This window comes from Castellaniella sp., assembly GCF_034674885.1.
Lineage (GTDB): Bacteria > Pseudomonadota > Gammaproteobacteria > Burkholderiales > Burkholderiaceae_B > Castellaniella.
The window spans coordinates 40,105-64,179 of record NZ_JAUCDS010000018.1 but is presented as its reverse complement, the minus strand read 5'-3'; the positions used below and the strand labels follow the sequence as shown (position 1 = coordinate 64,179).

20 protein-coding genes are annotated in these 24,075 nt (G+C 63.7%); 13 read left to right on the top strand and 7 right to left on the bottom strand.

The genetic code is table 11. The annotated features are described in order from the left end of the window. The 4 genes from VDP74_RS10915 to VDP74_RS10900 form a co-directional block, all read right to left on the bottom strand. Positions 1-574 (bottom strand): MmgE/PrpD family protein (locus VDP74_RS10915; protein ID WP_322999661.1); only part of this gene is annotated, 574 nt, incomplete at its 3' end. A 23-nt stretch (positions 575-597) separates the two neighbouring features. Beyond that, positions 598-1,833: a 2-methylcitrate synthase gene (prpC, locus tag VDP74_RS10910; protein WP_322999660.1), complete on the bottom strand. Its 1,236-nt coding sequence runs from the start codon at positions 1,831-1,833 to the stop codon at positions 598-600. Between the two features lie 47 nt (positions 1,834-1,880). Continuing rightward, the gene (gene prpB, locus VDP74_RS10905) at positions 1,881-2,780 is read right to left on the bottom strand and encodes a methylisocitrate lyase (RefSeq protein WP_322999659.1); all 900 of its coding nucleotides are present in this window, start codon (positions 2,778-2,780) and stop codon (positions 1,881-1,883) included. 193 nt (positions 2,781-2,973) lie between these two features. Continuing rightward, positions 2,974-3,963 carry a malate dehydrogenase gene (locus VDP74_RS10900; RefSeq protein WP_322999658.1) on the bottom strand — a complete coding sequence of 330 codons (990 nt, stop codon included), beginning with the start codon at positions 3,961-3,963 and terminating at the stop codon, positions 2,974-2,976. Positions 3,964-4,158: 195 nt separating this feature from the next. Here VDP74_RS10900 and VDP74_RS10895 point away from each other — a divergent pair, with 195 nt between their 5' ends. The 8 genes from VDP74_RS10895 to VDP74_RS10860 all read left to right on the top strand — a co-directional run bounded on the left by VDP74_RS10895 (position 4,159) and on the right by VDP74_RS10860 (position 11,035). Then, the gene (locus VDP74_RS10895; RefSeq protein WP_322999657.1) at positions 4,159-4,929 is read left to right on the top strand and encodes a GntR family transcriptional regulator; all 771 of its coding nucleotides are present in this window, start codon (positions 4,159-4,161) and stop codon (positions 4,927-4,929) included. A gap of 67 nt (positions 4,930-4,996) precedes the next feature. Next, the gene (sdhC, locus tag VDP74_RS10890; RefSeq protein WP_322999656.1) at positions 4,997-5,410 is read left to right on the top strand and encodes a succinate dehydrogenase, cytochrome b556 subunit; all 414 of its coding nucleotides are present in this window, start codon (positions 4,997-4,999) and stop codon (positions 5,408-5,410) included. Further along, entirely contained in the window at positions 5,410-5,790 is a 381-nt protein-coding gene (gene sdhD, locus VDP74_RS10885) for a succinate dehydrogenase, hydrophobic membrane anchor protein (RefSeq protein WP_322999655.1), read from the top strand. Before sdhC ends, sdhD begins: the two co-directional genes overlap by 1 nt. A gap of 1 nt (position 5,791) precedes the next feature. Next, positions 5,792-7,567, top strand: coding sequence for a succinate dehydrogenase flavoprotein subunit (gene sdhA, locus VDP74_RS10880; RefSeq protein WP_322999654.1), 1,776 nt, complete (start codon positions 5,792-5,794; stop codon positions 7,565-7,567). A 13-nt stretch (positions 7,568-7,580) separates the two neighbouring features. Next, entirely contained in the window at positions 7,581-8,294 is a 714-nt protein-coding gene (locus VDP74_RS10875) for a succinate dehydrogenase iron-sulfur subunit (RefSeq protein WP_322999653.1), read from the top strand. An 8-nt stretch (positions 8,295-8,302) separates the two neighbouring features. Continuing rightward, positions 8,303-8,566 (top strand): succinate dehydrogenase assembly factor 2, encoded by a 264-nt coding sequence (locus tag VDP74_RS10870; protein WP_322999652.1) that lies wholly within the window; start codon positions 8,303-8,305, stop codon positions 8,564-8,566. A 16-nt stretch (positions 8,567-8,582) separates the two neighbouring features. Beyond that, positions 8,583-9,878 (top strand): citrate synthase, encoded by a 1,296-nt coding sequence (gene gltA / locus VDP74_RS10865; protein ID WP_322999651.1) that lies wholly within the window; start codon positions 8,583-8,585, stop codon positions 9,876-9,878. Between the two features lie 143 nt (positions 9,879-10,021). After that, a complete protein-coding gene (locus tag VDP74_RS10860; protein ID WP_322999650.1) occupies positions 10,022-11,035 on the top strand; it encodes an Ldh family oxidoreductase in 1,014 nt (337 codons plus the stop codon). A gap of 88 nt (positions 11,036-11,123) precedes the next feature. On the opposite strand, the gene VDP74_RS10855 is transcribed toward VDP74_RS10860, so the two are convergent. After that, positions 11,124-13,418 (bottom strand): NADP-dependent malic enzyme, encoded by a 2,295-nt coding sequence (locus VDP74_RS10855; RefSeq protein ID WP_322999649.1) that lies wholly within the window; start codon positions 13,416-13,418, stop codon positions 11,124-11,126. A 307-nt stretch (positions 13,419-13,725) separates the two neighbouring features. Here VDP74_RS10855 and VDP74_RS10850 point away from each other — a divergent pair, with 307 nt between their 5' ends. From VDP74_RS10850 to VDP74_RS10830, 5 genes are read left to right on the top strand one after another with little or no spacing between them, the layout of a single operon-like run. Continuing rightward, entirely contained in the window at positions 13,726-16,605 is a 2,880-nt protein-coding gene (locus VDP74_RS10850) for a 2-oxoglutarate dehydrogenase E1 component (protein WP_322999648.1), read from the top strand. A gap of 39 nt (positions 16,606-16,644) precedes the next feature. Next, positions 16,645-17,850 carry a 2-oxoglutarate dehydrogenase complex dihydrolipoyllysine-residue succinyltransferase gene (gene odhB, locus VDP74_RS10845; RefSeq protein ID WP_322999647.1) on the top strand — a complete coding sequence of 402 codons (1,206 nt, stop codon included), beginning with the start codon at positions 16,645-16,647 and terminating at the stop codon, positions 17,848-17,850. A 60-nt stretch (positions 17,851-17,910) separates the two neighbouring features. Then, positions 17,911-19,338 carry a dihydrolipoyl dehydrogenase gene (gene lpdA / locus VDP74_RS10840; protein ID WP_322999646.1) on the top strand — a complete coding sequence of 476 codons (1,428 nt, stop codon included), beginning with the start codon at positions 17,911-17,913 and terminating at the stop codon, positions 19,336-19,338. A gap of 6 nt (positions 19,339-19,344) precedes the next feature. Further along, the gene (gene zapE / locus VDP74_RS10835) at positions 19,345-20,436 is read left to right on the top strand and encodes a cell division protein ZapE (RefSeq protein ID WP_322999645.1); all 1,092 of its coding nucleotides are present in this window, start codon (positions 19,345-19,347) and stop codon (positions 20,434-20,436) included. 37 nt (positions 20,437-20,473) lie between these two features. After that, a complete protein-coding gene (locus VDP74_RS10830) occupies positions 20,474-21,823 on the top strand; it encodes a tryptophan--tRNA ligase (RefSeq protein WP_322999644.1) in 1,350 nt (449 codons plus the stop codon). A 72-nt stretch (positions 21,824-21,895) separates the two neighbouring features. Here the strand turns inward: VDP74_RS10830 and VDP74_RS10825 are convergent, their stop codons facing one another. Together VDP74_RS10825 and VDP74_RS10820 are read right to left on the bottom strand one after the other, a co-directional pair. Then, the gene (locus VDP74_RS10825) at positions 21,896-22,750 is read right to left on the bottom strand and encodes an ABC transporter permease (protein WP_322999643.1); all 855 of its coding nucleotides are present in this window, start codon (positions 22,748-22,750) and stop codon (positions 21,896-21,898) included. A 79-nt stretch (positions 22,751-22,829) separates the two neighbouring features. Then, positions 22,830-24,065 carry an ABC transporter permease gene (locus VDP74_RS10820; protein ID WP_322999642.1) on the bottom strand — a complete coding sequence of 412 codons (1,236 nt, stop codon included), beginning with the start codon at positions 24,063-24,065 and terminating at the stop codon, positions 22,830-22,832. Positions 24,066-24,075 lie beyond the last annotated feature (10 nt).

Sequence of the window (24,075 nt, the reverse complement as noted above, 5' to 3'; positions counted from 1 at the left end):
CGCGCGACAGGCCCAGCATCTGGGACACCACGGCGGTCGAGGCGACCTTGACCAGCACCACGTGATCCAGGCCGACCTTGTTGAAGGAGTTTTCCAGGGCAATGCAGCCCTGGATCTCGTGGGCCTTGATCATGCCTTCGAGCACGACGCGCATGGTCAGCGGCGCCTTGCCGGCCGCCACGGCGTTGCGCGACAGCCAGTCGGCGACGGCCAGGATGCCGCCCAGGTTGTCGGACGGGTGACCCCATTCGGCAGCAAGCCACGTATCGTTGAAGTCCAGCCAGCGGATCATGCAGCCGATGTTGAAGGCTGCCTGGACCGGGTCCAGCTGGAATTGGGTGCCGGGGACCTTGGCGCCGTTGGGGACGACCGTGCCGGGCACGATCGGGCCCATCAGCTTGCGGCAGGCCGGGTATTCCAGGCCTTCCAGGCCGCAGCCCAGCGTGTCGATCAGGCAGTTGCGGGCGGTCTCCAGCGCCAGGGCGCTGTCGATTTTATAGTCGAGCACGTAGTCGACGATGTCCACCAGCACCTGGTCGGGCTGGGGACGCACATTGGAAATAGTCGCAGACATGATGGTTCCTGAAAAGTTGCGGCTTATTTGCGCTTGGAGAGCGGGACGAATTTCTGGTCTTCCGGACCGACGTAGTTGGCCGTCGGGCGGATGATCTTGTTGTCGACGCGTTGTTCGATGATGTGCGCCGACCAACCGGCGGTGCGGGCGATCACGAACAGCGGCGTGAACATGGCGGTGGGCACACCCATCATGTGGTAGGACACGGCCGAGAACCAGTCCAGGTTCGGGAACATTTTCTTGGCATCCCACATGACCGATTCCAGGCGTTCGGCGATGTCGAACATCTTGGTCGAGCCGGCGGATCTGGACAGTTTCTGCGCCACGGCCTTGATGACCTTGTTGCGCGGGTCGGACACGGTGTAGACCGGGTGACCGAAGCCGATCACGACTTCCTTGGCCTCGACGCGGCGGCGAATGTCGGCCTCGGCTTCGTCGGGGCTGTCGTAGCGCTTCTGGATCTCGAAGGCGACTTCGTTGGCGCCGCCGTGCTTGGGCCCGCGCAGCGCACCGATGGCTCCGGTGATGGCGGAATACATGTCCGAGCCCGTGCCGGCGATCACGCGGCCGGTGAAGGTGGAGGCGTTGAATTCATGCTCGGCGTACAGGATCAGCGACGTGTGCATGGCGCGGACCCACTCGTCGGAGGGGACTTCGCCGTGCAGCAGGTGCAGGAAATGACCGCCGATGCTGTCGTCTTCGGTTTCGACGTTGATGATGCGGCCATTGTGGCTGTAGTGATACCAGTACAGCAGGGCCGAGCCCAGGCTGGCCATCAGACGGTCGGCGATGTCGCGGGCGTCGGGCAGGTTATGGTCGTCTTTTTCGGGCAGCACGCAGCCCAGCACCGAGGCGGCGGTGCGCATCACGTCCATGGGGTGGCTGGCGGCGGGCAGGGCTTCCAGCGCGACCTGGACCTGGGCCGGCAGGCCGCGCAGGCGGCGCAGTTTTTCCTTGTAGGCCTTGAGTTCGGGTTTGGTCGGCAGCTTGCCGTGGATCAGCAGGTGGGCGACTTCCTCGAATTCGCAGGTGTCGGCGATGTCCAGGATGTCATAGCCACGGTAGTGCAGGTCGTTGCCGCTGCGGCCCACCGTGCACAGGGCCGTGTTGCCGGCCACGATGCCCGACAGGGCGACGGATTTCTTCGGCTTGAAGCCGGGGGCGGGCGCAGCAGTGGCGGGGGCCGCAGCGGCCTTGCCTGCTGCGGGTTTGCGGGATGCCGCAGTCGATTTCGGGGATGCAGTCTTTCGTGTCGCCATCAGAGGTCTCCTTGGGTGACGGATGGAATTCGGTTGGCGCGCCCTGATCAGGACGCCTTGCCCTTGCCCTGCTGGAACAGCGCGTCGAGCTGGGCCTCGTAGCGGTGGTAGCCGATGCGGTCGTAGAGTTCTTCGCGCGTCTGCATCAGCTCGACGACGTTGTGCTGGTGCCCATCGCGGCGGATGGCTTCGTACACGGCCTCGGCCGCCTTGTTCATGGCGCGGAAGGCCGACAGCGGATACAGCACCATGCCCACGCCTGCGCCCGCCAGTTCCTGCACGGTGAACAGCGGCGTCTTGCCGAATTCCGTGATGTTCGCCAGCACGGGCACGCTCAGGGAGCTGGAAAATTTGGCGTAGGTCTCCAGATCATAGGACGCTTCCGCGAAGATCGCATCGGCGCCGGCTTCCACGCAGGCGTGAGCGCGCTCCAGGGCGGCATCCACGCCGCTGACGGCGATCGCGTCGGTGCGGGCGATCAGGTAGAAGTCGCTGTCTGTGCGGGCATCGGCAGCGGCCTTGACGCGGTCGGCCATTTCTTCGGTGCTGACGATTTCCTTGCCGGGGCGATGGCCGCAGCGCTTGGCGCCGACCTGATCTTCGATGTGGCAGCCGGCGGCGCCGAACTTGATCAGCGATTTCACGGTGCGGGCGATATTGAAGGCCGATGGCCCGAAGCCCGTGTCGATGTCCACCAGCAGCGGCAGATCACAGACGTCGGTGATGCGGCGGATATCGGTCAGCACATCGTCCAGGGTGTTGATGCCCAGGTCGGGCAGCCCCAGCGAGCCAGCGGCCACGCCGCCGCCCGACAGGTAGATGGCGCGATAGCCAGCGCGTTTGGCCAGCAGGGCGTGATTGGCGTTGATGGCGCCGATGATCTGCAGGGGGGATTCTTCGATGAGGGCCTGGCGCAGCAGGGCGCCAGGAGAGGCGGGACGGGTCATGAACAGCGCTCCGGTATGCCGCCGCGCCGGGCAGACCCCATGCGCGGCAGGAATCGCCCGGGGACGGGCGGGGTTCCAGTCGATGCTGTCGGCATTCTGTGTCCGCAGGCCATGCCTGTCTGTCATCGACCGGACATTAGGCGGCGCACCTGCAAGCCGGGCGCCGGCCTGCAGGTGCGCCTGCCAGGACTGCTTACTTCAGAAGATCGGCGATGCCGTCGCGTTCTTCCAGCAGCTCGTTCAGGGTGTGGTCCATGCGTTCGCGCGAGAAGGCGTCGATTTCCAGGCCGCTGACGCGCGTGTATTCACCATTGGCGGTCGTGACTGGCACACCGTAGATGATGCCTTCGGGGATGCCGTAGGAACCGTCGGACGGAATACCCATGGTGACCCACTTGCCGTTCGTGCCCAGCACCCAGTCGTGGATGTGGTCGATGGCGGCATTGGCAGCGGAAGCTGCCGATGACAGGCCGCGTGCTTCGATGATGGCGCCGCCGCGTTTGCCGACGGTCGGGATGAAGGTGTCGGCAATCCAGGCGGGGTCATTCACCAGCGCCTGCACGGACTGGCCGCCGATGGTGGCGAAGCGCGTGTCCGGGTACATGGTCGGCGAGTGGTTGCCCCACACGACCAGTTTCTCGATGTCGGCCACGGCCTTGCCGGTCTTGGCAGCCAGTTGCGACAGGGCGCGGTTGTGGTCCAGGCGCAGCATGGCGGTGAAGTTCTTGGCCGGCAGATCCGGGGCGGACTTCATGGCGATGTAGGCGTTGGTGTTGGCCGGGTTGCCGACCACCAGGACCTTGACGTTGCGGCTGGCGACTTCGTTCAGCGCCTTGCCCTGGGCCGTGAAGATCTGGGCATTGACCTGCAGCAGGTCCTTGCGTTCCATGCCCTTGCTGCGCGGACGGGCCCCCACCAGCAGAGCGACGTCGGCGTCCTTGAAAGCGGTGCGCGGATCGCTGTGGGCGCTCATGCCAGCCAGCAGCGGGAAGGCACAGTCGTCGAGTTCCATCATCACGCCCTGCAGGGCTTTTTGGGCTTTCTCGTCCGGGATTTCCAGCAATTGCAGGATGACCGGCTGGTCCTTGCCGAGCATTTCACCGGATGCGATGCGAAACAGCAGGGCATAGCCGATCTGGCCGGCGGCGCCGGTGACCGCGACGCGCATGGCGGGTTTGGACATAGTGATTCTCCGATAGATGAGGGGGGTATCCGGGGTATGCGAAACGCCGAAAAGAGTAGTGTATTTCATCCCTCAGCGTCAAGAGTCTTATATCTTATATAAGACAGAAGAGTATTAGACATCTGCACGCGGAAATGCGAAAATGCCGAAGTTCCATTTTGTAGCATGGGCCGCCCTGCAGCACTTTCATACGACATGTCTGATACCCCTTCGATCGACCGCCAACAGCCGTTAGGGCGCGCGTCACACAGCGCCGCGTTCAGCCCGCTGTATCAGCAGATCAAGGGCTTGATCCTGCAGGGGCTGGATCGGGGTGAATGGAAACCCGGCGAAGCCATCCCCAGCGAACTGGAACTGGCCGCCCGTTTCCAGGTCAGCCAGGGTACGGTGCGCAAAGCCATCGACGAACTGGCCGCCGACAACCTGCTGATACGCCGCCAGGGCAAGGGCACCTTCGTGGCCACCCACAACGAAGCCCGCGTCCGCTACCGTTTCCTGCGGCTCAGCCCGGATGACGGCCAGCCGGCTGCGTCCAGCAGCCAAATTCTGGATTGCCGGCGCACCAAGGCATCGGCCGAGATCGCCGCCGCCCTGGACCTGCGGGCAGGCGATGCCGTGGTCAACATGCGCCGCGTGCTGTCCTTCGACGACACACCCACCATCCTGGACGACATCTGGCTGCCGGGCAGCGCCTTCAAGGGCCTGACCCTGGAATTCCTGCAGCGCTACCGGGGGCCGGTCTATGCCTTGTTCGAAACCGAATTCGGCGTCAGCATGGTGCGGGCAGAGGAAAAAATCCGCGCCGTGGCCGCCACCGACGCGCAGGCCGAATTCCTGCAGGTCGCGCAGGGCAGCCCCCTGTTGCAGGTCGAGCGCATTGCCTACACGTATGGCGACCGGCCCATGGAATTGCGGCGGGGTCACTACGTCACCGAACGGTACCATTATCGCAATAGTTTGAATTGACCTGCAGATCGGCGAAAATGCCGATTGAGTCCAGAACATCCTTCCAATTTTCCACTACGAGGCCATCATGTCTGAATCAGCCACAAAGCCGCGTCCGCAGTTTCGTAATCTGGGGTTGTCCGACCTCATGAGCTACAAGCTGCCGCCCGCTGGCAAAGCATCCATTCTGCACCGCGTCAGCGGGGCGCTGCTGTTCCTGGCGCTGCCGGTGATTCTGGTGCCGCTGTTCGCGAATAGCGTGCAGTCGCCGGAAACCTTTGCCGCCATGCAGGGCTGGGTTGCCAGCCCCGCCTGTAAGATCGTGCTGCTGGTGCTGATGTGGGGCTACTTCCACCATTTCTGCGCAGGTATCCGCTACCTGACGCTGGATCTGCACATCGGCAATGATCGCGCATCTTCGCAGCGCTCCGGCGCCCTGGTGATCGGCGTGGCGCTGGCACTGACCGTCGTGTTCGGTCTGAAACTATTCGGAGCCTGGTAATGACACAAGAACGCATTGGTCGCAAGCGCCTGGTCGTGGGCGCGCACTACGGCACGCGCGATTTCATCGTCCAGCGGACCACCGCCGTCATCATGGCGATCTACACGCTGGTTCTGGTGCTGTACGCCGTTTTCGTGCCCAGCCTGGATTTCGAATCCTGGCGAGCCTTCTTCGCCTTCACCGTCGGCACGCTGCCCGTCGGCCAACTGCTGGCGACCCTGGCTTTCCTGTCTTTGGCCTGGCATGCCTGGATCGGTGTGCGAGACATCTGGATGGACTACGTGCACTCCGCCGGCCTGCGGCTGTTCCTGCAGGTCCTGACCATTCTCTGGTTGGTCGCGGCGGTGGTCTTCTTCGCTCAAATTCTCTGGAGTCTCTAAAGTGGCTGCTGTCAAGAAAACTCTCCCGCGCCGCCAGTTCGATGTGGTGGTCGTCGGCGCCGGCGGGGCCGGCCTGCGCTGCGCCCTGCAGCTGTCCAACGCCGGCCTGTCGGTGGCCGTGCTGTCGAAAGTCTTCCCCACGCGTTCGCACACGGTGGCCGCCCAGGGCGGCGTCAGCGCCTCGCTGGGCAACATGAGCGAAGACCACTGGCAGTGGCACATGTATGACACCGTGAAGGGCTCCGACTGGCTCGGCGACCAGGATTCGATCGAATTCATGGTGCGCGAAGCCCCCAATGCGGTCTACGAGCTCGAACACTTCGGCATGCCGTTCGACCGCAACCCCGACGGCACCATCTATCAGCGTCCGTTTGGCGGGCATACGTCCCATTTCGGTGAAAAGCCGGTGCAGCGCGCCTGTGCCGCTGCCGACCGTACCGGTCACGCCATGCTGCATACCCTGTATCAGCGCAACGTCGCGGCCCGCACCAATTTCTTCATCGAATGGATGGCGCTGGACCTGCTGCGCAACAACGACGGCGACGTGCTGGGCGTGACCGCCATGGAAATGGAAACGGGTGACGTCTACGTCCTGGAAGCCAAGCACACCGTGCTGGCCACCGGTGGCGCGGGCCGCATCTGGGCCGCCACCACCAATGCCTTCATCAATACCGGCGACGGCCTGGGCATGGCGGCGCGCGCAGGCATCCCGCTGCAGGACATGGAATTCTGGCAGTTCCACCCCACCGGCGTGGCCGGCGCGGGCGTGCTGATCACCGAAGGGGTACGAGGCGAGGGCGGCTTCCTGCTGAACAAGGACGGCGAACGCTTCATGGAACGCTACGCGCCACAGCTGAAGGACCTGGCGCCGCGCGACTTCGTGTCCCGTTCCATGGACCAGGAAATCAAGGAAGGTCGCGGTTGCGGCGACGGCAGCCACGTGCTGCTGAAGCTCGACCACCTGGGCGCCGAAACCATCATGAAGCGCCTGCCGTCCATCCGCGAAATCGCCATCAAATTCGCCAACATCGACCCGATCAAGGACCCGATCCCCGTCGTGCCTACCATCCACTACCAGATGGGCGGCATTCCGGCGAACTACCATGGCCAGGTCATGACCCTGGTCAACGGCGAGGAAAAGGTCGTCAACGGCCTGTACGCCATCGGTGAATGCGCGGCCACGTCCGTGCACGGCGCCAACCGCCTGGGCACGAATTCGCTGCTGGATCTGGTCGTGTTCGGCCGTTCGGCGGGCAATTTCATCGTCGACCAGCATCCGGAACGCCAGCACAGCCACCAGGTCCTGCCCGATACCGACATCGAAGCCTCCATGGACCGCCTGGATCGCCTGGAAAGCCGCACCTCGGGCGAAAAGCCCCAGGACGTCGTCCACAAGATGCAGCAGGCCATGCAAAGCCATTACGGCGTGTTCCGCAAGCTCGACAAGCTGAAAGAAGGCGAACAGGTCATCAACGATCTGGTGCCCGAAGTCGAGAACATGTATTACTCCGACAAGTCCCAGGTGTTCAACACCGCGCGCCTGGAGGCCCTGGAAGTCACCAACATGATCGAGGTCGCCCGCGCGACGTCGAAATCTGCCGCCAACCGGCTGGAATCGCGCGGCGCCCATGCGCTCGAGGAATACCCGGACCGCGACGACGTCAACTGGCTCAAGCACACGCTGTGGTTCTCACCGGACAACCGTCTGGACTACAAGCCCGTGCGCATGAAGCCGCTGACCGTGGACACCATCCCGCCCAAGGCGCGTACCTTCTAATCTGGATATCGTCATGACTAAACGTATCGTGAAATTTGAGATCTACCGCTACGATCCGGACAAGGACGAGCGGCCCTACATGCAGAAACTGGAAGTCGAGCTGCAACCTTCCGACAAGATGCTGCTGGATGCCATTCTGCGCATCAAGAACGACGTCGACGACAGCCTGGCGCTGCGCCGTTCCTGCCGCGAGGGCGTGTGCGGGTCCGATGCCATGAACATCAACGGACACAACGGCCTGGCCTGCACGACCAACATGCTGGACCTGACCGAGCCCATCGTCCTGAAGCCGCTGCCCGGCCTGCCCGTGGTGCGCGACCTGATCGTGGATATGACTTTCTTCTACGATCAGTACCATTCGATCAAGCCGTACCTGATCAACGACGAACCGCCGCCTGAAAAGGAACGCCTGCAGTCCCCCGAAGAACGCGAGGAACTCAACGGCCTGTACGAATGCATCCTGTGCGGTTGCTGCTCGACGGCCTGTCCCTCTTTCTGGTGGAACCCCGATAAATTCGTCGGCCCGGCCGGCCTGCTGCAAGCCTATCGCTTCATCGCCGATTCGCGCGACCGCGCCACCGGCGAGCGCCTGGACAACCTGGAAGATCCATACCGGCTCTTCCGCTGCCACACGATCATGAATTGCACCGAAGTCTGTCCGAAGGGTCTGAATCCGTCGGCCGCCATCGGCAAGATCAAGGAAATGCTCGTCCGGCGTACGGTGTAGGCGTTCGCATGTCCAGCGATCTATCCGATCTGGACCGCGCGCGTCTGCGCTGGCGGGCCCGCCGCGGTCTGCTCGAAAACGATCTCATCATCACGCGCTTCCTGGATTCCTGCGAAGCGCAGTTGACCGAGACCGACGTCCGGGCGCTGACGCAGCTTTTTGAAATGGGCGACAACGAATTGCTCGACGTCCTGCTGGGACGCTCGGATCTGGATGGGGTGTACGACACCCCCGACATCCGGCGGCTCGTCGAGCAAATGAAAGCGCTGTAACTTAAAGGAAAATCACATGCAGCTATCCGATAAAAAAGCCACGCTATCGTTCTCCGACGGCAGCCCGTCGGTTGAATTTCCCGTGTATCAGGGCACTGTCGGCCCGAACGTCATCGACATCCGCAAGCTCTACGGCCAGACCGGGATGTTCACGTACGATCCGGGCTTCATGGCGACCGCTTCCTGCGAATCGGCCATCACCTATATCGATGGCGACAAGGGTCAACTGCTGTATCGCGGCTACCCGATCGATCAGCTGGCGCAGAAATGTGATTTCCTGACGATCTGCTATCTGATCATGAACGGCGAACTGCCCAACGATCAGCAGAAGCAGGAATTCGACAGCCTGGTCACGCACCACACCCTGGTGCACGAACAGATGCACACCTTCCTGCAGGGCTTCCGCCGCGACGCGCACCCGATGGCGGTGCTGACCGGTCTGGTGGGGGCGCTGTCGGCCTTCTATCACGACTCGACCGACATCACCAATCCGCATCATCGCGAAGTCTCCGCCATCCGCCTGATCGCCAAGATGCCGACCCTGGTCGCCATGGCGTACAAGCATTCCCTGGGCCAGCCCTTCATCTACCCGAAGAACGACCTGTCCTATACCGGCAACTTCCTGCGCATGATGTTCGCCACCCCGTGCGACGACTACCAGGTCAATGATGTGGTGGAACGCGCGCTGGACCGCATCTTCATCCTGCACGCCGATCACGAACAGAATGCGTCCACCTCTACGGTGCGGCTGTGCGGTTCGTCGGGCACCAACCCGTTTGCCGCCATTGCGGCCGGCGTGGCCTGCCTGTGGGGCCCGGCACACGGCGGCGCCAACGAAGCCTGCCTGAACATGCTGGAAAACATCCAGGCCAATGGCGGCATCGCCAAGGTCGGCGAGTTCATGGAAAAGGTCAAGGACAAGAATTCCGGTGTGCGCCTGATGGGTTTTGGCCACCGCGTCTACAAGAACTACGACCCGCGCGCCAAGATGATGCAGGAAACCTGCCGCGAAGTGCTGGACGCGCTGGGCCTGCACAACGACCCGCTGTTCAAGCTCGCCATGGAAGTCGAGCGCATCGCCCTGGAAGATCCGTACTTCGTGGAACGCAAGCTCTACCCGAACGTCGACTTCTATTCGGGTATCGTGCAACGCGCCATCGGCATCCCGACGTCGCTGTTCACGGCCATCTTCGCGCTGGCCCGCACGGTGGGCTGGATCGCCCAGTGGAATGAAATGCTGTCCGATCCCAACTACAAGATCGGCCGCCCGCGCCAGCTGTACACCGGCGCTGCGGCGCGCGACGTGAAGTAATCCTTCCACATCGCCGCAGCATGAAGACGGGCCTTCGGGCCCGTTTTTCATGCCTGGCATCCGGATATCGCCCGGGTCCCGACTTGCAACGCCAATGGCTTGTCGGTAAGGTCGGCGGGTTGACTTGCACGGAGAACGTCCCCATGACCGACATGCTGCACCTGAGCCCCGAGGCACTCGAGTCCCTGTCCATGCGCGTCTTGCGCCATCATGGGCTGGACGAGGCGCATGCCGGTGCGATCACCCGCGTGGTGATCGCCGGCCAGCGTGATGACTGCCAGTCCCATGGCGTGTACCGGATCCTGGATTGTGTTCGGACCATCCGGGCGGGCAAGGTCAACACCGCCGCGCAACCGCGCCTGGTTGACGGCGCGGGCTCCATCGTCCGGGTCGAGGCGGATTTCGGTTTTGCGCCGTTGGCGTTCGAGCGCGGGCTGGATCCGCTGACCCATCTGGCGCGCAGGCAGGGCATCGGGGCGCTGGTCATCCGGCATTGCGTGCATTTTTCGGCCTTGTGGCCGGAAATCGAGGCCCTGACCGAGCGCGGGCTGGTCGCGCTGGCCCTGACACCCAGCCATGCCTGGGTGGCGCCTGCGGGCGGCCGCCGGCCAGCGCTGGGGACCAACCCGATCGCTTTTGGCTGGCCGCGTTCGGGGCGAGACCCCTACGTCTTCGATTTCGCCACCAGCGCCATCGCCCGGGGGGATCTCGAACTGCACCGACGCAGCGGCCAACCCTTGCCGACCGGCTGCGGAGTGGACGCCGAGGGCCGGCCCTCCACCGATCCGCTGGCCGTGATGGCGGGCGCGATGCTGACCTTTGGCGGCCACAAGGGCTCGGCGCTGTCGACGATGGTGGAACTGATGGCCGGAGCCCTGATCGGGGACTGGCTCAGCAGCGAATCCCTGGACCACGACGCGGGGGCGAAGGCATCCCCATGCCATGGGGAACTGATCCTGGCATTTGATCCAGCGGTGTTCGGCGATTCCGCCGAGTCGCAGGCCCGGGCGGAAACCTTGTTCGAAGCCATTGAATCACAGGGCGCGCGCCTGCCGTCGCAGCGCCGCTATGCGGCCCGCGCGCGCAGCAGGGAACAAGGCATCGCCGTACCGCGCGCCTTGTATCAGGAAATCCAGGCGTTGGCGCCCGATGCGTGAGAGCCCGCAGGCCGGCAGGTGGATGGCGATGCCAGAATGAATATCGGCCACCCCAAGGGGTGGCCGATGCTTTGGAGAGCAGTGAGGCTCAGACCGCCTGGCCGGCCTCCTGTTGGGCGTCCACCACCGCCAGGGCCGTCATGTTGATGATACGCCGCACGGTGGAACTGGTGGTCAGGATATGCACCGGACGGGCTGCGCCCAGCAGCACCGGACCCATCGCCACGCCATGGCTGCCGGTCATCTTCAGCATGTTGTAGGTGATGTTGCCGGCGTCCAGGTTGGGCGTGATCAGCAGGTTGGCCGGCCCCTTCAGTGTCGTGTCGGGGTAGGCCTTTGTGCGGATCGATTCCGACAAGGCCGAGTCGGCGTGCATTTCGCCGTCTACTTCCAGGTGCGGGGCGCGTTCGGCGATCAGGCGGCGCGCCTCGGCCATCTTCAGCGAGGATGCCGTGGGCCGGCTGCCGAAGTTGGAATGCGAGAGCAGGGCGATTTTAGGCACGATACCGAAACGGCGGACTTCCTCGGCAGCCTGGATCGTCATGTCGGCGATCTGTTCCGCATCGGGATTTTCATTGACGTGCGTGTCGCAGATGAACAGCGTCTGCGTCGGCAGCATCAGCACGTTCATCGCCGCGTAGGTGCGTGCCGTCGGTTTCAGACCGATGACTTCCTGCACGTATTTCAGCTGGTTGTCGAAGCGGCTGGCCACCCCGCAGATCATGGCGTCGGCATCGCCGCGCTGCAGCAGCATCACGCCGATCAGGGAATTGTGCTTGCGCACCATCGCCTTGGCGATCTCGGGCGTGACGCCCTCGCGGCCGCGCAGCTTGTAGTAGGCCGTCCAGGTCTCGTTGAAGCGGTTGTCGTCTTCCGGATTGACGATCTCCACATTCTGGCCCGGCACCAGGCGCAAGCCGAATTTCTGGATGCGCATGTCGATCACCGAAGGCCGCCCCACCAGAATGGGGGTGGCGATCTGTTCGTCCAGCACCGTCTGGGCGGCGCGCAGCACGCGCTCGTCTTCGCCGTCGGCATAGATGACGCGCTTGGGCGCGGATTTTGCCTGGCGGAACAGCGGGCGCATCAGCTGGCCCGAGTGGTAGACGATGCTCATCAGGGACTGGCGGTAGGCGTCCATGTCCTCGATGGGGCGGCGGGCCACGCCGGAATCCGCGGCGGCCTGGGCGATGGCCGGGGCGATCTTGACGATCAGGCGCGGGTCGAAGGGCTTGGGAATGATGTATTCCGGGCCGAAGGACAGGTCCTGGTCGGCGTAGGCGCCGGCGACTTCGGCGCTGCTCTCGGCCTCGGCCAGTTCGGCGATGGCCTTGACGCAGGCCAGTTTCATCTCTTCATTGATGACGGTCGCGCCGCAGTCCATCGCACCCCGGAAAATGAAGGGGAAGCACAGGACGTTGTTGACCTGGTTGGGATAGTCGGAACGGCCAGTGGCGACGATGCAGTCCGGCCGTGCGGCCTTGGCGTCTTCCGGGCGGATTTCCGGGTCGGGGTTGGCCAGGGCCAGGATCAGCGGCCGGTCGGCCATGCTGCGCACCATGTCCTGGGTCAGCACGCCGGGGGCCGAGCAGCCCAGGAACACGTCGGCGCCCTTGCAGACGTCGGCCAGGGTGCGGGCGTCGGTTTGTTGCGCGTAGCGGGCCTTGTTGGGTTCCATCTTTTCGTCGCGGCCCTGCCAGATCACGCCGCGCGAGTCGACCACGTAGATGTTCTGTTGAGACACGCCGAGTTTCACCAGCAGGTCCAGGCAGGCGATGGCGGCGGCCCCGGCGCCCGAGCAGACCAGCTTGACCTGGCCGATGTCCTTGCCGACGACCTTCAGGCCGTTCAGGACGGCAGCCGAGGAAATGATGGCCGTGCCGTGCTGGTCGTCGTGGAAGACGGGGATCTTCATGCGCTCGCGCAGCTTCTTTTCAATGTAGAAGCATTCCGGCGCCTTGATGTCTTCCAGGTTGATGCCGCCCAGCGTGGGTTCCAGTGCGGCAATGATGTCCACCAGTTTGTCGGGGTCGTGTTCGTTCAGCTCGATGTCGAACACGTCGATGCCGGCGAATTTCTTGAACAGGCAGCCCTTGCCTTCCATGACGGGTTTGGCGGCCAGCGGCCCGATGTTGCCCAGACCCAGCACGGCGGTGCCGTTGGTCACGACGCCCACCAGGTTGGCGCGCGAAGTGTATTTCGCGGCGGCGGCTTCGCCTTCTGCGTGAATGGTCATGCTGGCGATGGCCACGCCCGGCGAATACGCCAGCGTCAGGTCATCCTGGTTGGCCAGGGGCTTGGTGGGGACGACGGAAATTTTTCCGGGGGTCGGGAAGGCGTGGTAATCAAGCGCCATTTTGGCGCGATCATCTTTCAAATTCATGATGACGAGTGCTCCTGCTGATTTATTGGTCTGATGTCGTCGCGATCGGCTCGGGCGAGGCCATATTCGCGCGAGTGTTTGTAAATACCAACGCCAATCTCGTGAAAAGGGGCATGGACCGGGCGTTTTGGGCTGGTCAGTTTATACCCGCGTGGCAACACGGGTATACTTTAGCCTTAATACGGCTTATGCAAGGCGTCGTACATCAGCCTTCTGCCCCTGCTATCCGCTCATCGGTCTGGCCGAGTCGCGGAAGGTTTTTCAATCTGCATCGTTCGGGTGAAACACCCGTCAGGTGAAGCGCACAATGCCCACGGAACAAGAACTCCAGTCCAATTCCTATCTTTTCGGTGCCAATGCACCCTACGTAGAAGAACTCTACGAAGACTACCTCGATAATCCGGGTTCCATTCCAGATCAGTGGCGTAGCTACTTCGATCAGTTGCAGCATCAGCCGGCGGCCGATGGCCGTGAAGCCACCCGCGATCAGGCACACGCCCCCATCGTTGCATCCTTCGCCCTGCGGGCCCGCGAAAACGCCTTTCAGGTGCGCCCGGCACAGGCCTCCGACCAGGCCCTGGCCATCGCCGGCAAACAGGTTTACGTCCAGTCCATCATTGCGGCGTATCGCTCGCTGGGTTCTCGTATTGCCCAGCTCGATCCGCTGAAGCGCCGCGACCGTCCGGCCATCCCGGAACTGGATCCCGCCTTCTACGGCCTGTCCGAAGCCGATCTGGATCAGATCTATTCGGCGACCAATACCTATTTCACCAAAGCCGACACGATGACCATGCGGGACATCCTGAAGGCTCTGCAGGACACCTATTGCCGCAACGTCGGCGTGGAATTCATGCACATCTCCGATCCGGCGGTAAAACGCTGGATCCAGGAACGCCTGGAATCCACTCTGGGCGTGCCGGAATTCACCGTCGAACAGAAACGCAACATCCTGCAGCAGGTCACCGAGGCCGAAGGCCTGGAACGCTTCCTGCACACCAAATACGTCGGCCAGAAACGCTTTTCCCTGGAAGGCGGCGAAAGCTTCATCGCCTCCATGGATGAAGTCGTCAACCACGCAGGCGAAAACGGCGTGCAGGAAATCGTCGTCGGCATGGCCCACCGGGGCCGTCTGAACCTGCTGGTCAACATCATGGGCAAAATGCCCGGCGACCTGTTTGCCGAATTCGAAGGCAAGCACACCCAGGCGCTCAGCGACGGCGACGTCAAATACCACAACGGCTTTTCCAGCGACCTGTCCACGCGCGGCGGCCCGCTGCACCTGTCCCTGGCCTTCAACCCCTCGCACCTGGAAATCGTCAACCCGGTGGTCGAGGGCAGCGTGCGCGCCCGCCAGGACCGTCGCGGCGACCCGAAGGGCGATCAGGTCCTGCCCGTGCTGGTGCACGGCGACGCGGCCTTTGCCGGCCAGGGCGTGGTCATGGAAACCCTGAACCTGGCCCAGACGCGCGGCTACGGTACCGGCGGCACGCTGCACATCGTCATCAACAACCAGATCGGCTTCACGACCTCCGACCCGCGCGACACCCGTTCCACGCTGTATTGCACGGACGTGGTCAAGATGATCGAAGCCCCGGTCTTCCACGTCAATGGCGACGACCCCGAAGCCGTAGTCTTCGCGACGAAACTGGCGCTGGATTATCGCCAACAGTTCGGCCACGACGTGGTGGTGGACATCGTCTGCTTCCGCAAACTGGGCCACAACGAACAAGACACTCCGTCCCTGACCCAGCCGCTGATGTACAAGAGCATCGGCAAGCACCCCGGCACCCGCAAACTGTATGCGGATCGCCTGGTGGCCCAGGGCATCCTGGCCGAAGGCGAACCCGACCAGATGGTCAAGGACTACCGCCAGTTGATGGAAGACGGCCAGCGCACGGTCGAACCCGTCCTGACCGACTACAAGAACAAGTACGCCACCGACTGGTCGTCGTTCCTGGGCGCCAAATGGACCGACCACGCCGATACCGGCGTGCCGCTGGCCGAACTGACCCGCATCGGCGAAAAACTGACGCAGGTGCCGGAAGGCTTCACGGTCCACCCGCTGGTCAACAAGCTCCTGAACGACCGCCTGGCCATGGCGCGCGGCGAACACCCGATCGACTGGGGCATGGGCGAGCACCTGGCGTTTGCCACCCTGGTGGCCAACGGCTATGCCATCCGCATCACCGGGCAGGATTCGGGGCGGGGTACCTTCACCCACCGCCATGCCGTTCTGCACGACCAGAAGCGCGAGCGCTGGGATGCAGGCACCTACATTCCCCTGCAGAACGTCTCCGAAGGCCAGGCGCCGTTCACCGTCATCGACTCGGTGCTGTCCGAAGCCGCTGTGCTGGGGTTCGAATATGGCTACGCGACGGCCGAACCGAACATCCTGACCATCTGGGAAGCCCAGTTCGGCGACTTCGCCAACGGCGCCCAGGTCGTCATCGACCAGTTCATCGCCTCGGGCGAGGCCAAATGGGGCCGTGCCTGCGGCCTGGTGCTGATGCTGCCGCACGGCTACGAAGGCCAGGGTCCGGAGCACTCGTCCGCCCGCATCGAGCGCTTCCTGCAACTGTGCGCCGACAACAACATGCAGGTCGTGCAGCCCACCAACGGTGCGCAGATCTTCCACGTGCTGCGCCGCCAGATGATCCGCCAGTTCCGCAAGCCGCTGGTGATCTTCACGCCCAAATCCCTGCTGCGCAACAAGGCCGCGACGTCCCAGCTGGAAGAACTGGCCACGGGCACCTTCCAGCCCGTCATCGGTGAAGTCAGCGCCGACATCGTGCCGGCCGACGTGAAACGCGTGCTGGTGTGCTCCGGCAAGGTCTACTACGATCTGGTCCATGCCCGCGACGAACAGGATCGCAAGGACGTCGCCATCCTGCGCATCGAACAGCTCTATCCCTTCGCGCACAAGGCCTTCCAGGCCGAACTGCAAAAGTACGAGAACGCCAAGGAACTGGTCTGGGTGCAGGACGAGCCCCAGAATCAGGGGCCGTGGTTCTACGTGCAGCATCATCTGTACGAGAACATGAACGACGGCCAGAAGCTGGGCTATGCCGGCCGTCCGGCCTCGGCTTCTCCGGCCGTGGGCTATCTGGCCAAACACCAGGAACAGCAGCACGCCCTGATCGAACAGGCATTCGCGCCCAAACTGAAAAGCTTCTCGCTGATCAAATAAACCGACCTATTCAAAGACAGACATACCGGAAAAATCATTATGGCCATTACCGAAGTTCTCGTTCCTCAGCTTTCCGAATCCATCTCCGAAGCCACCCTGCTGAACTGGAAAAAACAGCCGGGCGAAGCCGTCGAAGCCGATGAGATCCTGATCGAAGTCGAAACAGACAAGGTCGTGCTGGAAGTGCCGGCCCCGGCCTCGGGCGTGTTGTCCGAGATCGTCAAGGGCGATGGCAGTACCGTGACCTCGGGCGAGGTCCTCGCCCGCATCGACACTGCCGCCAAGGCCGCTGCGGCTGCGCCGAAGGCTGAAGCCGCCCCCGCTGCGGCAGCCCCTGCCGCCGCTGCAGCCGCTCCGGCACCGGCCGCAAAATCCTCGGCCGCCTCGCCGGCCGCAGGCAAGATCCTGTCCGAAAAGGGTATCGACCCCGCCACCGTGGAGGGCACCGGCCGTGCGGGCCGTGTCACCAAGGCCGACGCCCTGAACGCCTCGGCCACTGCCGCTCCGGCTACGCCGGCCGCCCCGGTGCCGGTCAGCCTGGACGGCCGCCCGGAACAGCGCGTGCCCATGAGCCGTCTGCGCGCCCGCGTGGCCGAGCGTCTGATTCAGTCGCAAACTGAAAACGCCATCCTGACGACCTTCAACGAGGTCAACATGCAGGCGATCATGGACCTGCGCAAGAAATACAAGGAAGCCTTCGAAAAGGAACACGGCGTCAAGCTGGGCTTCACGTCCTTCTTCGTCAAGGCCGCCGTCGCGGCGCTCAAGCGCTATCCGGTCGTCAACGCCTCGGTGGATGGCAAGGACATCATCTACCACGGCTACTTCGACATTGGCGTGGCTGTGGGCAGCCCGCGCGGCCTGGTGGTGCCCATCCTGCGCAATGCCGATCAGCTGTCGCTGGCCGACATCGAAAAGCAGATCGCCGACTTCGGTCGTCGCGCTCAGGACGGCAAGCTGACCCTGGACGAACTGACCGGCGGGACCTTCTCGATCTCCAACGGCGGCGTGTTCGGTTCGATGCTGTCCACACCGATCATCAACCCGCCGCAATCGGCCATCCTGGGCATCCACGCCACCAAGGACCGTCCGGTCGTGGAGAACGGCCAGATCGTGATCCGCCCGATGAACTATCTGGCCCTGTCCTACGATCACCGCATCATTGACGGCCGCGAAGCCGTGCTGGCCCTGGTCGCGATGAAAGAAGCTCTGGAAGACCCGCAGCGCCTGCTGCTGAGCGTCTGATCAGCGGTTTCGATGGTATCCATACGCACCCTTCGGGGTGCGTCGTTTTGAGAGAAAAGCATGGCAAAACAATTTGACGTAATCGTGATCGGCGCCGGCCCCGGCGGCTATATTGCCGCCATTCGTGCCGCCCAACTGGGTCTGGCCGTGGCCTGCGTGGATGCCTGGACCAACGCCGCCGGCAAGCCCGCACCGGGTGGCACCTGCACCAACGTCGGCTGCATTCCTTCCAAGGCCCTGCTGCAGTCGTCCGAACACTACGACCAGTTGAACCACCATTTTGCCGAACACGGCATCACGGCAAAGAACGTCAGCCTGGACCTGGCCACATTGGTCGGACGCAAGGACACGGTGGTCAAGCAGAACAACGATGGCATCCTGTATCTGTTCAAGAAGAACAAGGTGTCCTTCTTCCACGGTACCGGTTCGCTGGCCGCCAAGACCGACTTCGGCTGGTCGGTGAAGGTCGCCGGCAAGACCGAGGAAGACCTGGAAGGCCGCCACGTGATCGTGGCCACCGGTTCCAGCGCCCGCGAACTGCCGGGCCTGCCCTTCGACGAAGAACACGTGCTGTCCAATGACGGCGCTCTGCGCATCCCCGCCGTGCCCAAGAAACTGGGCATCATCGGCGCGGGCGTGATCGGTCTGGAAATGGGCAGCGTCTGGCGTCGCCTGGGTTCCGAGGTCACCATTCTCGAAGCCATGCCCGACTTCCTGGGCGCGGTGGACCGTGACGTCGCCAAGGAAGCCCAGAAGGCGCTGACCAAACAGGGCCTGGACATCCAGACCGGTGTGCGCATCGGCGAAGTCAAGTCCTCCGCCAAGGGCGTGAACATTCAGTACACCGATGCCGCTGGCGCCGATCAGAAACTGGCGGTGGACCGCCTGATCGTGTCGATCGGCCGCGTGCCCAACACCCAGGGCCTGGGCGCCGATGTCGTCGGCCTGAAGCTCGACGAGCGCGGCTTCGTGGTCGTGGACGAGGACTGCCGCAGCAACCTGGCCAACGTCTGGGCGGTGGGCGACGTGGTGCGCGGCCCGATGCTGGCGCACAAGGCTGAAGAAGAAGGTGTGGCCGTGGCCGAGCGCATCGCCGGCCAGCACGGGCATGTCAATTTCGACACCATCCCCTGGGTGATCTATACATCCCCGGAAGTCGCCTGGGTCGGCAAGACCGAACAGGCCCTGAAGGCCGATGGCCGCGACTACAAGGCCGGGTCCTTCCCGTTCATGGCCAATGGCCGTGCGCGGGCCCTGGGCGACACGACCGGCTTCGTCAAGATCCTGGCCGATGCCAAGACCGATGAAGTCCTGGGCGTGCACATCGTCGGCCCGATGGCCTCGGAACTGATCGCCGAAGCCGTCACCATCATGGAATTCCGCGGCGCTGCCGAAGACATCGCCCGGATCTGCCACGCGCACCCGACTTTGTCCGAAGCCGTCAAGGAAGCCGCCCTGGCGGTGGACAAGCGCACCTTGAACCTGTAGTCGCCGATGGATGTCAGCGCGTACTACGCGCAGGCCCTGAGCGAGCGGGGCTTCGTCGCCGACGAAGCCCAGCGCGCGGCGGTCGCGCGCCTGCAGCATTACTATGACGACTGGATCGAATTCAAGCATCAGCGGTCCAATCAGCTGAAGAAATTTTTCCTGCACCCGGCCGTGCCCCGTGGCGTATACCTGTGGGGTGGAGTAGGGCGTGGGAAGAGCTTCCTGATGGACGCCTTCTACCTGACGGTGCCCGTCAAGCGCAAGGTCCGCCTGCACTTCCACGAATTCATGCGGGGCGTGCACAGAGAAATCCGCGCCGTCAGCGGCGAGTCCGATCCTCTGGACCATGTCGCCCGCAATATCGCCAAGCGCTACCGCCTGATCTGCTTTGACGAGTTTCACGTCTCCGACGTGGCCGACGCGATGATCCTGTATCGCCTGCTGATGCGCCTGTTCGAATACGGCACGTCGTTTGTGATGACGTCGAACTACGAGCCCTCCACCTTGTATCCCGACGGTCTGCACCGCGACCGGATCCTGCCGGCCATCGCCCTGATCCAGGAAAAGATGGACGTTCTGAACGTGGACGCGGGGGTGGATTACCGCCGCCGCACCCTGGCGCAATTGCGCACCTATATCACGCCCATCGTCGCCGCCACGCGCGACGAGTTGCGCTCCGCCTTCGATCGCCTGGCCGACACGGCGGAACAGAAGCCGGTCTTGCTGATCGAGAACCGCGAGATCCAGGCGGTTGCCCTGGCCGGGACCGTGGTCTGGTTCGATTTCATGGCCTTGTGCGGCACCCCGCGCTCGCAGAACGACTACCTGGATCTGGCGGATCGTTTCCAGACCGTCATCGTGTCGGATGTGCCGCGCATGGCGCCGCGCCAGGCGTCCGAGGCCCGGCGCTTTACCTGGCTGGTGGATGTGCTGTACGACCACAAGGTCAAGATGATTCTGTCGGCGCAGTGTCCGGCCGATGAACTTTATACTCAGGGTCCGATGTCCAACGAGTTTTCCCGTACGGTGTCGCGGCTGATGGAGATGCAGTCGCGGGAATACCTGGCGGAAACCCGTCGTGCGGCCGTGGTGCTGTAGGGCCGGGCATCTTCTTATCCGAATATCAGGCAGATCGATGAATCCTTCCGCGAAATCCCCGGCGCAGACCCGGGTTCTGACGGGCATCACGACGTCCGGCACCCCCCATCTGGGCAATTATGCGGGCGCCATCCGCCCGGCCATCCAGTCCAGCACGGAGCCGGGGGTGGATGCGTTTTTCTTCCTGGCGGATTTCCATGCCCTGATCAAATGCGCCGACCCGGCCCGCGTGGCGCAGTCGCGCATGGAGATCGCCGCCACCTGGATCGCTGCGGGCCTGGATACGGATCGCGTGACCTTCTACCGCCAGTCGGATGTGCCGGAAATCCCGGAACTGTGCTGGATGCTGACCTGCGTGACGGCCAAGGGCCTGATGAATCGCGCGCACGCCTACAAGGCCTCGGTCGACGCCAACGCGCTCAAGGGCGTCGATCCGGACGACGGTGTCACCATGGGGCTGTTTTCCTACCCGGTGCTGATGGCAGCCGACATCCTGATGTTCAATGCCCACCGGGTGCCGGTGGGGCGTGACCAGATCCAGCACCTGGAAATGGCGCGCGACATCGCGCAGCGCTTCAATCACCAGTATGGCCGGGGCACGGATCTGTTCGTCCTGCCCGAGGTCCAGATCGACGAGGACGTCGCCACGCTGCCCGGACTGGACGGGCGCAAGATGTCCAAGAGCTACAACAACACCATTCCCCTGTTCGAAGGCGGCGCGCGGGCCCTGAAGGCCGCCGTGGCGCAGATCGTCACCGATTCGCGCCTGCCCGGCGAACCCAAGGATGCCGAGAGCTCGCACCTGTACACGCTTTACCGGGCTTTCGCCTCGACGCAGCAGGCGGCGCAATTTCGTGCGGCCCTGGAAGGCGGGCTGGGCTGGGGAGATGCCAAGCAGGCGCTGTGCGAACAGATCGAGGCCCAGATCGGTCCTATGCGGGCACAGTATGCCGACCTGATGGACCATCCCGATCGGGTCGAGGCCATTCTGCAGGCCGGGGCCGAGAAGGCGCGGCGCGTGGCCGTGCCCTTCATGGATCGCCTGCGCGAGGCCGTCGGCCTGCGTCAGCCGGCCATGGCGACCAAGGGCAAGAATGCCGCCGGAACCGGCAAGGGCTCGAAGGCCCGGTTGGTGTCGTTTCGCGATGAAGATGGTCGGTTCCGTCAGCGGCTGTTTGCAGCAGACGGGGCGGAACTGTTGCTGTCCGAGCCCTTCGCAGACCCGAAGTTGCTGAATCGGCTAAGCCGCCAATTGGCGCAGGCCGATCTGTCGGGTGTGCAGGCCGATGCCCAGGGGCTGATCAGCCTGGAAGCGGACGGGCAGTGCTGGGCGCGCTGCCCGGTGGCTGCGCTGGAACAGGTCCGGCAGGCGTTGGCGCAGATCTGATCGGATCGGCTGTGGCCCGCCGTGGTCGGGCCTACATCATTGTGCTCTTGTTAGTCGTGGAATCAGGGGGCTTCAGGCCGCCTGGCCACCGGGGGTCGCCTGCGTCATTTTCGCGGCTGCGCGCCCGCGCAGCCATTCCAGCACCAACAACAGAGCCGTGGAAAACAGGATCAGGATGGTCGCGACGGCAGCGATGATGGGGCTGATGTTTTCCCGGATGCCGGTGAACATCTGGCGTGGCAGCGTGACTTGTTCGGGGCCGGCCAGGAACAGCGTGATCACGATTTCGTCGAAGGCCGTGGCAAAGGCGAACAGCGCGCCGGCGATCACGCCGGGGGCAATGATGGGCAGCGTGACGCGAAAGAACGTGCGCACCGGCCCGGCCCCCAGGCTGTAGCTGGCGCGCAGCAGGTTGGGGTCGAAACCCTGCAGCGTGGCCGAGACCGTAGTCACGACGAAGGGCGCGCCGATGGCCGCCAGGGCCAGGATCAGGCCGATGTAGCTGTTGACCAGCCCGTAGGGGGCGAAGAACAGGTAGATGCCCAGGCCGGTGACCACCAACGGCACGATCATGGGCGAGATCAGGATCGACATCAGCAGGCCTTTGCCACGGAACTGCACCCGGTGCAGGCCGGCCGCCGCCAGCGTCCCCAGCACGGTCGCCAGCACGGTGGCGGCGGGCGCCACGATGAAGCTGTTGGTCGTGGCGCGAGCCCATTCGTCGGACTGGAACAGGGCTGTGTACCAGCGCATGGAAAAGGCGTCGATCGGGTAGAGCAACATCGACCCCTGGTTGAACGACAGGGGAACGATGACCAGGATCGGCAGCAGCAGGAACAGCAGGATCAGCGCGCACAGCAGCCGCAGCGCATAGTGCCAGATGCGTTCGGTCAGGGACAGGTAAGGCGGAAATTCCGGGTTGAACATGATCGTCCTTCAGGCCTTCAGAAAGCGAACCGCCCGTTGCCGGTTTGCGGCGGTTCCGGTGTTCGGGTCCATGGTGGGTTTAGCTCAGGGCCAGTTCCTTGCCGGAAATCCTGCGGTACATGCTGTAGAGCACAAGCGTGCCAGCCAGCAGGATCAGCCCCAGCGCGCTGGCCATGCCCCAGTTGATGGTCTGGTTGGTGAAGTAGGCCACGTAGTAGCTGATCATCTGGTCTGCAGCGCCGCCCAGCAGGGCCGGGGTGATGTAGTAGCCGATGGCGATGATGAACACCAGCAGGGATCCGGCCGCGACGCCGGGGTAGGTCTGGGGTACGTAGATGCGCCAGAACGCGGCGAAGGGGTGGCTGCCCAGCGATATGGCGGCTCGTTGGTAGGTGGCCGGCACTGATTGCATCACACTGTACAGGGGCAGCACCATGAATGGCAGCAGGATGTGGACCATGGCGATGTAGACGCCCAGGCGGTTGAACAGCAGCGGCAGCGGCTGGTCGATCAGCCCCAGCTTTTCCAGGGCGTTGTTGATCAGGCCCTCGCGCTGCAGCAGGACCACCCAGGCGGCAATGCGCACCAGCACGGAAGTCCAGAACGGAATCAGGATGCAGATCAGCACCAGGTTGGCGCGGCGCTTGGGCAGGCGTGTGATCCAGTAGGCCAGGGGGTAGCCCAGGACCAGGGTGATCAGGGTGACGACTGCGCTGATGACGAAGGTGCGCGAGAATATTTCCTGGAAGGCGGACGTGCCGGGCGGGGCCGATACGATGCTGCCCTTGGCGTCCAGTTTCAGGTCCAGCGAGGCCAGCAGGTAATAGGGTGTCCAGGATGTGTCGTTGCGGGCGATGACGGCCCAGTAGGCAGGGTCGGCCCAGCGCTGGTCCAGGTCGATCAGCCGCGCGCGGGCATCGGCGGCGTCGGCAGCCGGAAACGGCAGGCGGCGCAGCGTCTTGAAGATCAATGACCGGTAGCCCGAGATCTCATAGTTCAGCCTCCGGGCCAGTTCACCGGCGGCGGGGGTGCTTTTGGCATTGCCCAGGTCCATCGCCAGGGCCTGGAAGGCGGTGTCCGGCGGCTGGCTGCTGCCGTCCCAGTCGGCCAGGCTTTGCAGCGTGTGGGGCAGGGTGTCGATGACTTCGGGATTGTCGGCGGCCCGGGTCAGCAGGGATGCGATGGGAATGATGAAGACGACCAGCAGGAAGATGGCCAGGGGGCCGACCAGCAGCAGCGCGCGCCAGGTTTTCTTCCGCTGGGCGGCTTGCATCGAGCGCCGGATGGCGGCGGGGTCGTCGAAGGTCGTATCCATGGCAATATCC